The sequence below is a fragment of the Pseudoalteromonas sp. HL-AS1 genome (assembly GCF_031198785.1).
In the GTDB taxonomy this organism is placed as follows: Bacteria; Pseudomonadota; Gammaproteobacteria; order Enterobacterales; family Alteromonadaceae; genus Pseudoalteromonas; species Pseudoalteromonas distincta.
On the sequence record NZ_CP133569.1, the window covers coordinates 1,572,017 to 1,587,712 of the forward strand.

Annotated in this window: 14 protein-coding genes; 7 read left to right on the forward strand and 7 right to left on the reverse strand. The window is 38.6% G+C overall.

What is annotated here, in order from left to right:
• Nucleotides 1-176: 176 nt before the first annotated feature.
• Both pta and RB214_RS07465 read right to left on the reverse strand, forming a co-directional pair.
• Nucleotides 177-2,336, reverse strand: coding sequence for a phosphate acetyltransferase (pta, locus tag RB214_RS07460; RefSeq protein WP_309168710.1), 2,160 nt, complete (start codon nucleotides 2,334-2,336; stop codon nucleotides 177-179).
• Nucleotides 2,337-2,338: 2 nt separating this feature from the next.
• A complete protein-coding gene (locus RB214_RS07465) occupies nucleotides 2,339-3,553 on the reverse strand; it encodes an acetate kinase (RefSeq protein ID WP_165742936.1) in 1,215 nt (404 codons plus the stop codon).
• A gap of 277 nt (nucleotides 3,554-3,830) precedes the next feature.
• Between RB214_RS07465 and yfbV the strand changes: the two genes are divergently transcribed.
• A complete protein-coding gene (gene yfbV, locus RB214_RS07470; protein ID WP_309168979.1) occupies nucleotides 3,831-4,277 on the forward strand; it encodes a terminus macrodomain insulation protein YfbV in 447 nt (148 codons plus the stop codon).
• Here the strand turns inward: yfbV and RB214_RS07475 are convergent.
• Genes RB214_RS07475 through xthA form a run of 3 tightly spaced genes read right to left on the reverse strand, consistent with a single transcriptional unit; the run spans nucleotide 4,274 to nucleotide 6,545 of the window.
• Nucleotides 4,274-5,089, reverse strand: coding sequence for a putative RNA methyltransferase (locus RB214_RS07475; RefSeq protein ID WP_309168711.1), 816 nt, complete (start codon nucleotides 5,087-5,089; stop codon nucleotides 4,274-4,276). The two genes, yfbV and RB214_RS07475, sit on opposite strands and share 4 nt — an antisense overlap.
• Nucleotides 5,086-5,733, reverse strand: coding sequence for an energy-coupling factor ABC transporter permease (locus tag RB214_RS07480; RefSeq protein WP_165742938.1), 648 nt, complete (start codon nucleotides 5,731-5,733; stop codon nucleotides 5,086-5,088). The genes RB214_RS07475 and RB214_RS07480 overlap by 4 nt, the downstream gene beginning before the upstream one ends.
• Before the next feature lie 5 nt (nucleotides 5,734-5,738).
• On the reverse strand, nucleotides 5,739-6,545 hold the full coding sequence (gene xthA, locus RB214_RS07485) for an exodeoxyribonuclease III (RefSeq protein WP_024596546.1): 807 nt from the start codon (nucleotides 6,543-6,545) through the stop codon (nucleotides 5,739-5,741).
• A gap of 240 nt (nucleotides 6,546-6,785) precedes the next feature.
• Here xthA and RB214_RS07490 point away from each other — a divergent pair, with 240 nt between their 5' ends.
• The 4 genes from RB214_RS07490 to rluB all read left to right on the forward strand — a co-directional run bounded on the left by RB214_RS07490 (nucleotide 6,786) and on the right by rluB (nucleotide 9,576).
• Nucleotides 6,786-7,217 carry a hypothetical protein gene (locus RB214_RS07490; RefSeq protein WP_024604862.1) on the forward strand — a complete coding sequence of 144 codons (432 nt, stop codon included), beginning with the start codon at nucleotides 6,786-6,788 and terminating at the stop codon, nucleotides 7,215-7,217.
• A gap of 226 nt (nucleotides 7,218-7,443) precedes the next feature.
• Entirely contained in the window at nucleotides 7,444-7,965 is a 522-nt protein-coding gene (locus tag RB214_RS07495; RefSeq protein ID WP_165721507.1) for an EF-hand domain-containing protein, read from the forward strand.
• Nucleotides 7,966-8,116: 151 nt separating this feature from the next.
• Entirely contained in the window at nucleotides 8,117-8,707 is a 591-nt protein-coding gene (gene scpB, locus RB214_RS07500; protein WP_002959713.1) for an SMC-Scp complex subunit ScpB, read from the forward strand.
• Nucleotides 8,704-9,576, forward strand: a complete 873-nt coding sequence (gene rluB / locus RB214_RS07505) for a 23S rRNA pseudouridine(2605) synthase RluB (RefSeq protein WP_024595359.1) — start codon at nucleotides 8,704-8,706, stop codon at nucleotides 9,574-9,576. Before scpB ends, rluB begins: the two co-directional genes overlap by 4 nt.
• An 81-nt stretch (nucleotides 9,577-9,657) precedes the next feature.
• Here the strand turns inward: rluB and RB214_RS07510 are convergent, their stop codons facing one another.
• The gene (locus RB214_RS07510; RefSeq protein WP_007375386.1) at nucleotides 9,658-10,404 is read right to left on the reverse strand and encodes a YciK family oxidoreductase; all 747 of its coding nucleotides are present in this window, start codon (nucleotides 10,402-10,404) and stop codon (nucleotides 9,658-9,660) included.
• 206 nt (nucleotides 10,405-10,610) lie between these two features.
• Between RB214_RS07510 and RB214_RS07515 the strand changes: the two genes are divergently transcribed.
• Both RB214_RS07515 and sohB read left to right on the forward strand, forming a co-directional pair.
• Complete coding sequence (locus RB214_RS07515) at nucleotides 10,611-13,067, forward strand: VolA/Pla-1 family phospholipase (protein WP_309168712.1); 2,457 nt, start codon at nucleotides 10,611-10,613, stop codon at nucleotides 13,065-13,067.
• Between the two features lie 100 nt (nucleotides 13,068-13,167).
• Nucleotides 13,168-14,184 (forward strand): protease SohB, encoded by a 1,017-nt coding sequence (gene sohB / locus RB214_RS07520; protein WP_309168713.1) that lies wholly within the window; start codon nucleotides 13,168-13,170, stop codon nucleotides 14,182-14,184.
• 95 nt (nucleotides 14,185-14,279) lie between these two features.
• Here sohB and RB214_RS07525 read toward each other — a convergent pair whose 3' ends face one another.
• The gene (locus RB214_RS07525) at nucleotides 14,280-15,614 is read right to left on the reverse strand and encodes a dicarboxylate/amino acid:cation symporter (RefSeq protein ID WP_309168714.1); all 1,335 of its coding nucleotides are present in this window, start codon (nucleotides 15,612-15,614) and stop codon (nucleotides 14,280-14,282) included.
• Nucleotides 15,615-15,696 lie beyond the last annotated feature (82 nt).

Here is a 15,696-nt window from a genome sequence, read left to right on the forward strand (position 1 = left end):
CTTCAAGTTAAAGGTGTAAGCGTGACTAAAATGAGCATTTGGAAGAGGGTTTTAATAGAGATTAAAAACTTACCCACAATTTCTGTGGATAAGTATGGGGGTTGCAGGGTATAAATAGCCTAACTAGTTAATTATTAAATAAATAATAGCTAGGCTATAAAAAGCACACGTTGTGTTTAATGTGCTATTAGCGCTTCTGCTTGGGCTGCCTGAATTGCAGTTAAGGCGATTGTATACACAATATCATCGACCAATGCACCACGGCTCAAGTCGTTTACGGGTTTGCGCATACCTTGAAGCATAGGGCCGATACTTATTAAGTCGGCACTGCGTTGTACTGCTTTATATGTTGTATTACCTGTATTTAAATCTGGGAATATAAATACAGTCGCTTTACCAGCTACAGGGCTGTTAGGTGCTTTTTTAAGTGCTACATTTTCCATTATAGCGGCATCGTATTGTAGTGGGCCGTCGATAATTAAATCAGGACGTTTTTGTTTTGCTATTTTTGTGGCTTCACGTACCTTTTCAACATCGGCACCCGTGCCTGATGTACCCGTGCTATAGCTTATCATTGCTACACGTGGCTCTATGCCAAATGCAGCTGCAGAGTCGGCAGATTGAATCGCTATATCAGCAAGTTGTTCAGCATTAGGGTCGGGGTTTATAGCACAGTCACCGTAAACTAACACTTGATCAGGTAGCAGCATAAAAAATACGGATGATACTAGTGATGATCCTGGCGCTGTTTTAATTAACTGCAGGGGCGGGCGAATTGTATTGGCAGTGGTATTAACCGCGCCCGATACTAAACCATCTACTTTACCTTGCTCAAGCATCATTGTGCCAAGTACGACGTTATCTTGTAGTTGCTCTTGTGCTACAACGGCAGTTAGGCCTTTGCTTTTACGAATTTCGACCATAGGCGCAATATAATCATTTATAATACTTTTTGGCTCGATGATACTTACATGTTCGTTTAGCTCAATACCTTGCTGCTGTGCAATACGCATTATTTCTTCGCGATCGCCAAGCAATATAGTTTTAGCAATGCCACGTTGACCACAAATAGCAGCCGCTTTAATTGTACGAGGTTCATTCCCTTCTGGTAATACTACGGTTTTATCTGCTTTACGTGCTTTATCGGTTAATAAATAACGAAATGCAGGTGGTGATAACTTACGCGTTTTGCCTACACTTTGAGCTAGAGTATCGAGCCAGCTTGAATTGATATGTTCTGCATTGTGATCTTTTACTTTTTCAATGCGTTGGTCATCATCATTTGGTACTTCCATATTAAAGTTATGCAGTAATAGTGATGTGCGCCATGTGTCGGCATCAGTTGCGAGTATTGGTAAACCGGTTTGCATGGCTTGTTCACACAAAGCCATAATGCGTGGCTCTGGCTCAAAGCCACCGGTGAGTAATATAGCGCCAAGTTTAGTGCCGTTCATAGTAGATAAACACGCAGCAACAAGTATGTCTGAGCGATCGCCTGGTGTTACTAATAAAGCACCTGGCGTAAAATAATTTAAAATATTTGAAACCGTACGAGCACAAAAAGTAATACGGCGCAGACGACGATGAAGCATATCTCCTTCGTTAATAATCGTGGCTTTTAAGTATGCGCTTAAGTCTTTTACGCGCGGGGCTACTAAGTCAAAATCCCACGGGATTGCACCAAGTAACATAAACGGATTTTTTTTCAAAATAGGTAAAGACGCTAAACGATTTAACTCGTTTTCAAGCTCTTCAGGTTTGTAAGCGTCGACTAAATCGGCGCGTGCACGGCCTTCTTCATCAAGTGGCGCATTTACTTTATTAAAAATACAGCCCAGTACACGAGGATGATCGATTCCACCGTAATTACCTGCTGCAATTTCTAGGCGGTCTTCTATTTGAGTAATGGTGTAATTACCAGGGGTAAGTACAAATACAATTTCAGCGCCGAGTGTTTGCGCAATTTCGCGGTTTACACGCCCAGCATAAGGTTGGCGACGAGTAGGCACCATACCTTCAATAATAGCTACTTCATCGTCGTTTATTTTACTTTCAAAGCGTTCAACAATTTCCTCTAGTAGATCATCACCTTTACCGTCAGCAATCATTTGCTCAGCATAATCAAGCGCAAAAGGCAGAGGTGGATTAATAGGTGAGCCTTGAGTAACTATTTGTGTTGATTTTTCAGGACCTGTTTCGCCTGAACGAGGCTGAGCGATGGGTTTGAAAAAGTTAACTTTAACTGTTTTTTGTTCAAGTGCACGCACTAAACCAACCGATACAGACGTTAAACCCACACCGGTAGATACAGGAATCAACATAATACGACGTGCCATAATTAAAGCTCCTTTACTATGCTTGCGGCATCGTTTGCTATTACCCACTCTTCGTTTGTAGGTATAACGATAACTTTAATTTTTGTTTTTTTAGTGCTAATAATCCCTTGTTGTCCAAATCGGGCTTTAAGGTTAGCTTCCTCATCGCAATCAATGTTTAAAAAGGCAAGTTGAGAGATTACTTTTTTACGAATAAGATCTGAATTTTCGCCAATACCGCCAGTAAAAATTACAGCGTCTAGGCGCTGTAATGGCACCATGTAGGCTGCAATTTGTTTGGCAAGCCGATAGCAAAACATATCGATTGCTAGAGTTGCTCTTTGATTCCCAGAAAGCGAAGCCTCTTCAATTGTACGGCAATCGTTAGAAAGCCCACTTATGCCCAGTAAACCGCTTTCTTGATTTAGTAAATCGTCAATTTGCTGAGCGCTATAATTTAGTTGTGTAGTTAAAAAGTTAAATAAACCGGGATCGATATCACCACTGCGCATACCCATAATTAAGCCTGCAAGGGGAGTTAAGCCCATACTTGTATCAACACTTTTACCGCTTTTTATTGCACATACAGAGCAGCCATTACCTAAATGAGCACTAATAAAATTACTTTCTTCAAGGGATTGATTTAATAGCTGAGCGGCTTGATCTGCAACATAGCAGTGGCTTGTACCATGAAAACCATAACGCCTTACGCCAAACTCGGTATATAACTTATAAGGAAGGGCATATAGATAAGCGACTTCATCCATAGTTTGATGAAACGCGGTGTCAAATACCGCGACTTGGGGTAATCCTTTAAAAGATTCTTTTGCAGATGAAATGCCTAATAAATTAGCATGCCCGTGCAGTGGAGCAAGTGTAGCAGCTTGTGTAATTCCCAAAATAACATCTTCGTCGATAAGTATTGATTGTATAAAATGTTCACCACCGTGAACAACACGGTGACCTACTGCTATTAAATGCTCATCTAATTTATGTGATTTAATTAATGCCACTAGGGTATTGATTGCTTCAGCGTGAGCTTCGTTAGCTTTCAAATTAATAGCGGTCTTAGTCCCATTATATTTATATTTTATTGAAGGGGCTTCGCTTCCTAAGCGCTCAGCCAAACCAGAGATAACCTCGTGACCATTATTTGGATCTATAATGGCGAACTTTAAGCTAGAGCTGCCGCTATTTAGCACTAAAACGTGTTGTGACTTAGGAGAGCTTGTAGGCATAAATTCAATTTCCATAAACAAGTTTAGTAAGTGAATACGTAATAGTTACACTTACGGTATTAAATAAGGCTAAAACAATTAAATGTTCAACTGCAAAGTGGTTAACTCAATGTTAAATATTTTACCTTATTTATGATGTTTAAGTTAGGATTGTTCGCCATTAAAGGGTAAATTTAAGCTCTTTTACTGAGAAAGTGTAACTCCCTCATTTTGTGTTACACTTTGGGTATAGCTCGTTTTCTATTGTATTTAAAAGCAGTATCTGTGAGGAGTCATGATGCAAAAAAGTGTGATGTCACAACTACAAACAGGCCGTTTGTATGGTAAAAAATGGCCAATGCGTAAAGAGCTTGCGCCTTTGTTTTTAGAGTTTAGAGTGATTAGAGCGACTGAGCTTGCCATTACAGTAATGCCAATCTTGGCTATGCTAACGTTGTTTTTTCAGCTTAACTACTTAGGTCATGATTTTTTACCGCAAGCTATTGCGAGTGTATTATTTTTTATATCGTTACCTTTACAAGGTTTATTTTGGTTAGGTAAACGAGCGCAAACGCCTTTAGATCCTGCGATGCAAAAATGGTACAACGAGCTGTACACTAAAATGGCAGCTAATGGATATCAAACGCAGTTAAGTGAAAACAAGCCCCGTTATATGGAGCTTGCCAATTTACTTAAAGATATGTTTGAAAAAATGGATAGAGCATTTACTAAAGAGCAGTTTTAGCGGGTTATACCATTATCTATTTTGGTAAACTGAGTAATATAAAATGATAAGGTGACATTGTGTTCACCTTTTTGTTCGAGTGCTGTCCAGTGATCGGGTCTAAATTTCCATGCAAATGGCGTCATCATTATTAAGTTTTTAATATCAGTAAAGCTAAGCGCTACATGCTCTGTTAAAAGGATCTGCTCTGATTTTTGAAATCCTTTTGGAGTGGCTATTTCAGTATGTTCGTTTACTTCTGAATATATATACGATTTTAGCTCTTTTAAATGACAAGGTCCTGGGCTTGCAACCACTAATGTTGCGTTTTGATTTGCTAGGCGTTCAAGCTCTTGCTCAAACAAAGGTGCAAATACACTTACAAGTACATCAGCAAATTGGCTTTTAAAGGGCGCTTGGCTGATTGATGCCACACTAAATTGGCAATTAGGGTAGCGCTTAGCTGCATATTTAACCGCTGATTTTGAAATGTCGACACCGTATACAACAGCATTTGTTTTATTTGCGATTGCTTGGGTATAAAACCCTTCACCGCATCCTAAATCAATAATAGTATTCGCACTTATATTACTAATTATATCGCTAAGATTTCGTTGTAAGAAGCCATAATAACCAAGCTCTAAAAATGCGCGTCTGGCTTGTACCATTTCAAGTGAATCACCCGGTTGTTTTGAATTTTTTTGCTGCACAGGCAGTAAATTAACATAGCCTTCTTTAGCAAAATCAAAGCTGTGGTTGTTAGCACAACGAAGTGTTGAATCAGTTTTCAAAAGTGCTAGGTTACACAGCGGGCATTGATATTCAAGACTCATGAGTCTAGGTAGTCCTTATCGTAAAAAGTTTTTACCCAATGCGGGCGATAGGTGATCATAATTGTTATAGCCATGCCGTTGAGCATTGCTTCAGGAAACCAAATTATGGCACTTAAATAAACGTAGTTATCTGCAAGTTCTTGCCAATTGTATTGCCCTATAGCTAAGTAAAATAAAGCACCTAGGCTTATTTTTATACAGGCTATAAATCCTGCGGTTATAAACGCACAAACAAATATATAAACAAAAAAATGACGAGGTAAATATTGGTAACTAATTATAAAGCCAAGATAGCTCAATAAAATAGGAATAAACGCACCAATAAGCAGTTGTACTGGTAATAGCTCAAGTTCAATTTGACCAAAGGCAGCGAGTAGGGCTGTGGCAAGTAGGCTACTTAAAATAGTCAATCGCCAGCCTAAAATTAATGTAGCAGCCGTAACACCTAGTATGTGTAAATCAAGGCCAGTTAAAATGCCAGCCTTTATTCGCCAAAGCACTGCAAACACTAACGCACACGCAAGTACGCCAGTTTGACGGACTGGCGTATTAAGCAATGTTTTATATGTTTTTTTATCAAAGCTTAATAGAGCAATAATAATCACAAGAGCCCAAAGTAGCCCCTGCATTGTTAGGCTGAGCATAATAATTACTTAAATGTTGACCATATAGGGGCATGATCTGAGGGTTTTTCAATACCGCGAAGTTCGTAATCAATACCTGTATCTATGCAGCGTGCTGCAAGCTCATTGGTTGCAAGCACTACATCTATACGAAGTCCTCGATTATCTACAAACCCTTTAGAGCGATAGTCAAACCACGAGTATTGATCGTCTGTTTCGGGGTTTTGCTCTCTAAAGGTGTCTTTAAAACCCCAATTAAGTAATGTTGCAAGCCATTCACGCTCTACCGGTTGGAAAGAACATTTACCCGTTTTTAACCAACGTTTAGCATTTACTTCGCCAATACCAATATCTAAATCGGTAGGTGATATGTTGATATCACCCATAACGATGACGTCTTGATCGGGTGTGTGGTTGGTTTCAAGGTGTGTCATTAAATCTTTATAAAATTGGCGTTTATAAGGGAATTTAGTTTCGTGATTAATATTATCACCTTGTGGGAAATAGCCATTCATGACGGTAAGGTCGCGACCGTTATCTTGTTCAACAGTGACGCTTATCATGCGTTTTTGCGATTCCTCTGTATCGGTAGCAAAGCCTTTTAAGACCGATTTAGGCTCTTTTTTGCATAACATAGCTACGCCATAATGGGCTTTTTGGCCATGAAAGTAGACGTGATATCCCATTTTTTGTACATCTTCTAGTGGGAATGCTTCGTCGTGAACTTTAATCTCTTGCAAGCCAATAACGTCTGGTTGATGTTTGTCGATAATTGCTTGTAATTGGTGAAGACGAGCACGCAGACCATTGATATTGAAAGAAATCACTTTCATAAAATTTACCTTAAAATTGGATCTATTTAATGAATTAAATTGTATCAGTAAATACGCGTACATAACATGACTGAATTGAGATAATAGCTGCGCAAATGTTGAACAAATGATGGGTAAAGTTTAAACATTGTGAATACAATATTAATTATTTAAATAAATAAAAAATTCAATTGAACTTAACTTTATTGAATATATAATGCGCAAAATTCACTTGTTTAGCTCGTTCAAATAGGATCTCTCATGAAAACTCAACTACTTTTAGCCACTGCTTTACTAGCATCTGCAACTGCGTCAGCTCAAAGCAATACTTACTTTAGCCAAGATAACAAAATTGAGTCTAAGTTATGTGTACTAAGTGCAAACGAAGGCTTTAGCGTTGCTCGTAAAGAAGCTGCCCAGCACGGTGTTTACCTATCTCGTTTTTCTAAAAGCATTTTATGTAATGGTGAAGATATTCGTGATATTGCTAAAAAAACGACATTAAGCAACGCATCAGTTGAGAAAGTAGAAGTATTTGCAAAAGACGCTCAACAAGAAACTCAATTATGTATGACGGCTTTAAAACAAGGTTTAGCACCTGTTCGTCAAAAAATTGGTAACCTAAACTCATTAAAATGTAATGGCCAAAAAGTTACTGAGTTTGTTAAACGCTACCAAAACGCAGCAATCTAATTGTTAGCTTAACTATATAAGTAAAATTGAAATGCCTGGTTTTTACCGGGTGTTTTTTTGCAAAAATTACAAGGTTGTTTGCAAAGCTTGCAAGCTTAACTTACTGAAACTGTTTAATAAATATACAGAATGAGATTAAGTTATTGATTATTATAAGTTAACTATTATTGGCATTGGATTTGTATTAGTTAAAGTGACATTTAATTAATTACGAAGGATACGTCTTATGAAAAAGTTAACATTAGCAGCCACTATTTTAGCATCATTAAGCCTAGCGGCTTGTTCATCTAATCAAGGTCTTGAAAGAATAGACAGTGACTTTGCAAGTTTAGATAATGACAGCGATGGCTACATCTCAAAAGTTGAAGCTGATGACGATAGCATTTGGGGCCATTTTTCAAATATTGATACCAATATGGATAACGAAATTAGCCGCAAAGAATTCAACACTTACATGAAGTTAAACAATGGTAAAGTAGCCACTGATTCTGAAGTAAGTGAGTCGGCATTTAAAGCTGAAATTGCTAAATTCGATAAAATTGAAAGCAGCTTTGCAAGTCTAGATAACGACAGCAATGGCTATATCTCGGTAGTTGAAGGTAACGATGATGATATTTCAAATCATTTTGGTTACATGGATAAAAACCAAGATAAGCGCATCAGTAAAAGCGAGTTTATGGGTTACATTAAAAAATATGGTAACGCAGTAGCTGAAGATGATGCATTAGAAGCTTTTAAAAGTAACTAATAGTTACCATTTTAGTAAGTAAGATTAAAGCCAGTGCTAGTCACTGGCTTTTTTGTGTTTTAAATTTAGTTATTTGATAGATATATTTTCCTAGTTTGGTGTTGTTCTGTCATAATAGATTGCTGTGTATTTTTATTTGTTAAGAGTGTGTATGGCGGGTCGGCGAATTAGTGATGAACAACTAGTTGAGATCATTGAAGCAGCTATTTTTGTTGCAGATAAGCCTGTGAGTAAACGCCACCTTAAAGACACTGTATTAATAGATTTAGCTATTTCTATGGCGCGAATAAACGACGCAATAGATACAATACAAGAACATTTTCAAACTCGTGGTATTCGCTTAGTTGAAGTTGGTAGTGGGTATCGGTTTCAGGCATGCAGTAGTTTAAGCCCTTGGTTAAATAACTTGTGGCAAGAGCGCGCGCCTAAGTATTCACGTGCTTTACTGGAAACATTATCACTTATTGCATACAGGCAGCCCATTACACGCGGCGAAATTGAGCAAGTAAGAGGTGTTACTACGGGTTCGAATATTATTAAAACCTTACTCGAAAGAGAGTGGGTTAAAGTGGTAGGGCATAAAGAGGTTCCGGGAAAGCCGGCTTTATATGCAACTACTAAGCAATTTTTAGATTATTTTTCGTTAACTGGGCTTGAAAATTTACCTGCGTTGCCAACTGAGCAGCAAAGTAAAATTAACCAGTTATTGAGCGATCCTTCTGTGAGAGAACCATCCGAATGAGTATTATACAAGGTGAAAAGTTACAAAAAGTCTTAGCCCGTGCAGGCGTAGGCTCACGCCGTGAAATGGAAAAATACATTGACGCAAACCGCGTTAGCGTAAACGGTAAAGTGGCAAAGTTAGGTGACCGTGTTGAAGAAACCGATTTGATTCGTGTTGACGGACACACTGTAAAGATTGAAGAAAAAGCAGATAGAATCTGTCGTGTAATTATGTATAACAAACCAGAAGGTGAGTTAAGCACACGTAAAGATCCAGAAGGGCGTCGTACAGTATTTGATCGACTTCCTCGCATTGATGGTGAACGTTGGATTGCAGTGGGTCGTTTAGACGTTAATACATCGGGTTTGATGCTCTTTACTAATGATGGTGAATTAGCTAACCGTTTAATGCATCCAAGCTATGAAGTAGAGCGTGAATACTCTGCGCGTGTATTTGGTGAAGTAACCAATGAAACGGTTAAAAACTTACTACGTGGTGTTGAGCTTGAAGATGGTCCAGCCAAATTCACGACTGTAACCCCTATGGGTGGCGAAGGCGTTAACCGTTGGTTTAACGTAACGTTAAATGAAGGGCGTAACCGTGAAGTTCGTCGTTTATGGCAGTCTCAAGATGCGGAAGTATCTCGTCTTATTCGTATTCGTTACGGTAAACTAGAGCTTGATAAGCGCGTGCCGCAAGGTGGTTGGATGGAGTATGATTTAGAAACAGTAAACTACTTGCGTAAAACCGTTAAATTAGGCCGCGAAACACAAACTAAGCTTTCTGTTATGCCTGAAAAACGCAAAGATAAACGCGCTAAAATCAACCAAATTCGTAAAGCAGTTAAAAAACACAATCAGCGTGTTAAGCCGACTAAACGTAAATAATCAATTAGTTATTTATTGAACACAAAAAAGCCGCTAATTGCGGCTTTTTTAATGTGCTGTTTAAATTATTTAAACTCTAAATTACTTTTTTACTTGAGCATCTAACGATTCGCCATTCACTTCACTAGAATCGTCACTCATTAGATATAAATATGTAGGCATTAAATCCTCTGGTGTAGCAAGCGCGTCTCTATCTTCACCTGGATATGCAGCAGCTCGCATTGAAGTGCGAGTAGCGCCTGGGTTAATACAGTTTACACGAATATTCGTTTTACCTACTTCACATGCCCATGTTTGCATCATACCTTCCACTGCAAATTTTGAGATGGCATAAGGCCCCCAAAATTCACGACCTTTGCGGCCTACACCTGATGACGTAAATACTATCGATGCATTATCAGACTTACGAAGAACAGGAAAAAGTGCTTTAGTGATCATTGCTTGTGCAGTCACGTTTACTTTCATTATGTTTTCGAACGTAGATGAGCAAAAATGTTCAAGCGGACCGAGTGACCCTAAAATGCCTGCATTATTAAGCAACCCATCAAGGCGTCCAAACTGATATTCGATTGTTGCAGCAAGGTCACGGTAGTTTTGCTTCGTTGCGCCTTTTAAATCCATAGGGACTATTGCAGGTTTAGGGTAGCCAGCATTAACAATTTCATCGTAAACACATTCAAGTTTATTAGTTGTTTTTCCTAATAAGATAACTGTAGCGCCGTATTTTGCATACGTAATTGCTGCAACTCGGCCAATACCATCACCGGCGCCTGTTATTAAAATAACTTTATCTTTAAGTGCGTTTTCAGCTGCTTGATATGTGTGCATAAAAGTACCAATTCATATAATTTTTTTGATTTTAACATAGCGAAACGTGAAGTAATCGAATTTATTGTAAAATTAGGTGGCGAAAATAGAAACTTTACGTTAAGTTTAACTGGTCTAATGTCTCATTAATAACCTGATTACATTGTTTTAACTTAATACACTGATTAAACACACTATAAAAATAAAATACGTGCGGAGCCAACAATATGAAAAAAATGCTACTTTCACTCTCAGTTACAGCTGCTTTAGCAGGTTGTGGCGGTGGAGAAACGTTAACAGATGTCAAAAATGACACAGCACCAGTTGTCCCAACAGCAACAGTTACATTTGATCCTGCAGCAGGTATCTTATCGGTACCTAACGATTTACTACTCAGTGGTACTTTAGACGGGACTCTAAATCTGCCAGATGAAACAGATGATAATAATATTTTTGTTTCTCGCGCGGCTTATGCAAACCCTCAACTTGCACTAGGTGCGCTTGACGGTTGGTCTTCGCAGGTTCCTTATAAAATTGATTTAACATTTCCACCAAATGTGAGTTTAGATGAAGCGTCTGCGGGGACCCCTGGTACAGTAAGGATTTTTGAAGTTGTAATGGGTGCGAGTTTAACCGACGCAGAATGTTCTGTAGTCGCTGCTGGAACAGCTTGTAAACTGGTTGGCGAGCTTACTTTTGGCGTTGACTTTGTAACTCAGGCCTCAGGTGATGCCGTTGCCATTATTCCTTTAAAACCATTTACAGCCGGTAGCTCATACATCAATGTATTAACTACAGGGCTTAAAGATTCATTAGGGCGTTCTATTGAGCCTTCATCTACTTATGCCTCCGTGAGTGAAGAAGCGCCATTAATTACAGATGCTCAACTTGGTTTGCAAGGAGCTGTAAATAGCTACGAAAATGTAGTGGTTAGTTCAGGTGACATTTCAAAAGACGATATTATTTTTTCTAGCGCAATGACTATTCAGTCTGCAGGGCCAGTGCTTGGTACCATTAAACAATTATTAGCTGGTAGTTTGAGAAATCCTGCAACCATACCAAAAATAACTATCACAGAGTCTGAAGAAACGGTTAAAGATTTTTTAGATTTTCCAGATATAGCTACTTTTGCACCATTTGATGCTGTTGAATACATTAAAGGTGAAATTACTTTACCAATGTATCTAGGCACACCAACAGGTACAGATATAAGTGCTTTGAATGACACATACTGGAAAGCAATGTGTTCAAGCCCTGTTGCAGTATTAAATCAGTTAGCCGCGGATCAAAAGTTACGAGATGAGGGTAAAGAAGAAGATATTGATGCAACTATGTTTGACGAAGGGCCTTATGAAGACGTTTGTCAGCAAATAAATACCCGTCTACATGACTATCCAAAAATAGATATTACTCGGCATTTAACTAAATATAACCCAGTTCCACTAGCTCAAAGCAGTGAGACTATACCTGTACAAATCACAAAGCCAATTTTAGCAGATATAAATGTTTATCGTTCAGCTTATGGTTTACCTGAGCTTGAAAGTATCCCAGAAGGTGGCTGGCCAGTTGTTATTATGCAACACGGTATTACAACACAAAAAGAAAGTATGCTTGCTTTAACGGCGCAGCTTTCTATTCAAGGCTTTGCAACGGTTGCTATTGATCATCCTCGCCACGGTGAGCGTGGTATAGATGTTGGTGATGATGGGACAGACGATTTTAATGCTACAACGGGCTCTGTCCTTAGCTACATGAACTTAAGTTCGTTACTAGTTGCACGTGATAGTCTACGTCAATCGGCTGCTGATTTATTAGGTTTGCGTTTAGGCTTAAACTTTATTAATGATGCAACTATTAACAGTAAAGATGTAACTTACGTTGGACACTCTTTGGGTTCAATTGTTGCTCCAGCATTTATTGCTCAAGCTAATACGCCAATGGCAGAAACGCTTGATCCGCTATTTAATGTAAATACGGTAGCGCTTGCAAGTGGCGGCGGCGGTATTGCTAGCTTCTTGTTAGAATCAGCAGCGTTTGGTCCATTTATTCAAGGCTCTGTCCTTGCTAAAGCTGGAACTGCTGAATCGATAGAGTTTAAGGCATTCAGAGATGGGCCCGCGGTTTCTAACTGTGGCGAATCAGAGGAAACGCAAGCAAGTATCTCATGTGGCTTTAATGAATTTGCAGCATCGCTAACGATGGCGGGAGAAACCGATAAACTTGCTAATATAAAGGGCGTAATGACGCAGTTTGTATTTGCAGCACAAACAGCATTAGATAGCGGCGACCCGACTAACTATGCAGCAACGGTTAAAGCACTAGAAACACCTGTGTATATGAATGTTGTTGTTGGTGATGGCACAGATAATAACAAGCCAGATCAAGTTATTCCGCCAATGACTGCTAACAATCCAATTGCAGGTACAATCCCTTTAGCCAACTTTATGGGGTTAGAAACAGTAAGTACTTCGCAAGCATTGAGTGAAATACCTTCTAGCTATTTAGTGAAGTTTACGACTGGCCATCATGGTTCCATTTTAACGCCAGCTCAAGATGATGCAGAGGCTTCGACTGTTGAGGGCAGTGCTGCTGCTAATGCAGAAATGCAGTTACAAGTAGCAACTTACTTAGCTTCTCGTGGACGTATGTTATTAGTGTCAAATCCTGAGATTGTGACTAATTAATAACCAGTAAAATAATTAACCTTTAAAAGCCACTGAAAAGTGGCTTTTTTTTGTTTTAAAGCATGCTAAATTAGCTGAAATTTATAAATGGAGAAACCTGTTGGAATTTTTATACGAGTACGGTTTGTTTTTTGCTAAGACAGTCACTTTTGTTATCGCTATAGCAGTTATTCTAATGCTAATAGTTGGCGCTGCAGTTAAGCCTAAAGCCAAAAAAGGTGAAATACAAATTGACGACATATCAGAGCAATTAGTCGATCTTAAAGAAAGTTTTCTACAAAATACGCTGGGTAAAAAAGAGCTTAAAGCACACCAAAAACAGCTTAAATCGCAAAGTAAAAAAGCAGATAAAGATGAGCCTAAACCTCGTTTATATGTAATTGACTTTGTAGGCAGTATGGACGCTCACGAAGTAGAAAGCTTACGAGAAGAAATAACAGCCATTATCTCTATTGCTAACCCAAGTAAAGACAAAGTACTTATTCGTTTAGAAAGTGGCGGCGGAGTAGTGCATGGCTACGGACTTGCTGCATCTCAGCTACAGCGTATTAAAAATGCCGGTATTCCTTTGAGTGTTGCAATTGATAAAGTAGCAGCGAGCGGTGGTTACATGATGGCGTGTGTAGCCGATGAGATACTGGCAGCCCCTTTTGCCATAGTTGGATCTATTGGTGTGATAGCTCAAATACCAAACTTTAATAAAATATTAAAGAAAAATGATGTGGAATTTGAGCAAATAACTGCAGGTGAGTTTAAACGTACGCTTACTTTATTTGGTGAAAACACAGATAAGGCCCGTGAAAAATTTCGTGAAGAAATTGAACAAACACATGATTTATTTAAAACGTTTGTAAGCACTCAACGTCCAAGCTTAGATATAAACTTAGTTGCGACAGGCGAGCATTGGTTTGCAACTCAAGCGATTGATAAAGGTTTGGTAGATGTCATAAAGACAAGTGATGATGCATTGCTGGAGCAGCAACATGAGCGCCAAATTTATAAGATTAAATACAAAATTAAAAAGGGATTAAGCGATAAGCTAGCTCTTGGCCTGAGTAGTGGTGTAAATAAAGTGGGAATAAACTTACTCTCTAAATTTAAATCCCTAAATCCTTAGATTAGAATTTTTTTACGATTCAGTTTAATTCTTTCTACTCGAAAAAAAACCTTGATGTATTGCATCAAGGTTTTTTATAGCTGTATAAATGTAGCTTAAGAGTCAATAGACTTATGATAATCTTCTAAGTCTTTAGCTGCATTAGGGTCGTTAAAGATGCTCTCATCAAGTTCCCCTTCAGATTTAGCAACAACACAGGTAACCATACAATCGCCGGTTACATTAACTGCTGTACGTGTCATATCTAGCAAGCGGTCTACACCGATAATAATTGCAATCCCTTCTACAGGTAAGCCAACTTGGTTAAGTACCATGGCCAGCATTATTAAACCAACACCAGGTACGCCTGCTGTACCTACAGAGGCAAGTGTTGCTGTTAATATAACCATTAAATAATCAGATATTGTCAAATCGACACTAAACACTTGTGCAATGAACACGGTAGCCACACCTTGCATGATGGCAGTGCCATCCATGTTAATGGTAGCACCCAGTGGGATAGTAAATGAGGCAACCGAGTTATTAGCACCTAGTTTTTTAGTAGCAGTTTCAAGTGTAATAGGCATAGTTGCGCTTGAGCTCGAGGTACTAAATGCAAATAAGCATGTGTGCTTCATTTTTGCTAAGAAAATAAGCGGGTTTAAGCCCGTTAATACTTTTAAAAGCAATGTGTAGTTTACAAAAGCATGTAATAACAGTGCAAGCACTACAACGCCAAAGTATTTGGCTAGGCTAACAATTAAGTTAAGCTCAATTGTTGTAAATAGTTTTGCCATTAAAAAGAACACGCCATAAGGGGCAATATTCATTAACAGCGTAACTAGTTTTAAAATCACAGTGTTTAAATCTTCAAATACGGTAGCAACACGCTTTCCTGCTTTACCACTTAATGCCATTGCTACACCAAATAAAAGTGCAAACACAATAACTTGAAGCATATTGCCTTTGGCCATTGCTTCAAAAGGATTTGTAGGAAACATATCTATAATTACACGTGCAAGGGTAGGTGCTTCTTTAGCGTCGTAGGTTGCATTAGATGGCAAGCTTATACCTTCACCCGGGCTAAATAATAAGGCAAGTGTAATCGCCACTGTTATAGCAATAGCTGTAGTTAATAAATATAAACCAATAGATTTACCACCTAGGCGGCCTAGTTTTTTAGGGTCGCTTAAGCTACAGGTACCACAAACAAGCGATACAAAAACAAGAGGCACAACTAACATTTTCAAGCTGGCAATGAATATTTGACCACCAACATGGAAAATACCATCAACAAAAAAGGCTTTAATTGGCAAAGAGAATAACCCAAGTGGTATTAGATAATCGTCTTCACCAGCTAATATAGCCTGAAATATAAAACCTACTGTAACCCCAAGCGCCATACCAATCATGATGCGAGTGGTTAAACTCATTGAACGGATTTTTGACATATTTCCTGATCTACATTTTATAAATTTGCCATAGACTACCAGCAAGGAAATATTTACTACAGAAAAAGTTAGTATTTATTTA

Excerpts from the sequence above, each read along its gene's own strand:
- pta (WP_309168710.1), bottom strand. The coding sequence starts at position 2,336 with ATGGCACGTCGTATTATGTTGATTCCTGTATCTACCGGTGTGGGTTTA.
- RB214_RS07465 (WP_165742936.1), bottom strand. The coding sequence starts at position 3,553 with ATGCCTACAAGCTCTCCTAAGTCACAACACGTTTTAGTGCTAAATAGC.
- yfbV (WP_309168979.1), top strand. The coding sequence starts at position 3,831 with ATGCAAAAAAGTGTGATGTCACAACTACAAACAGGCCGTTTGTATGGT.
- RB214_RS07475 (WP_309168711.1), bottom strand. The coding sequence starts at position 5,089 with ATGAGTCTTGAATATCAATGCCCGCTGTGTAACCTAGCACTTTTGAAA.
- RB214_RS07480 (WP_165742938.1), bottom strand. The coding sequence starts at position 5,733 with ATGCTCAGCCTAACAATGCAGGGGCTACTTTGGGCTCTTGTGATTATT.
- xthA (WP_024596546.1), bottom strand. The coding sequence starts at position 6,545 with ATGAAAGTGATTTCTTTCAATATCAATGGTCTGCGTGCTCGTCTTCAC.
- RB214_RS07490 (WP_024604862.1), top strand. The coding sequence starts at position 6,786 with ATGAAAACTCAACTACTTTTAGCCACTGCTTTACTAGCATCTGCAACT.
- RB214_RS07495 (WP_165721507.1), top strand. The coding sequence starts at position 7,444 with ATGAAAAAGTTAACATTAGCAGCCACTATTTTAGCATCATTAAGCCTA.
- scpB (WP_002959713.1), top strand. The coding sequence starts at position 8,117 with ATGGCGGGTCGGCGAATTAGTGATGAACAACTAGTTGAGATCATTGAA.
- rluB (WP_024595359.1), top strand. The coding sequence starts at position 8,704 with ATGAGTATTATACAAGGTGAAAAGTTACAAAAAGTCTTAGCCCGTGCA.
- RB214_RS07510 (WP_007375386.1), bottom strand. The coding sequence starts at position 10,404 with ATGCACACATATCAAGCAGCTGAAAACGCACTTAAAGATAAAGTTATT.
- RB214_RS07515 (WP_309168712.1), top strand. The coding sequence starts at position 10,611 with ATGAAAAAAATGCTACTTTCACTCTCAGTTACAGCTGCTTTAGCAGGT.
- RB214_RS07525 (WP_309168714.1), bottom strand. The coding sequence starts at position 15,614 with ATGTCAAAAATCCGTTCAATGAGTTTAACCACTCGCATCATGATTGGT.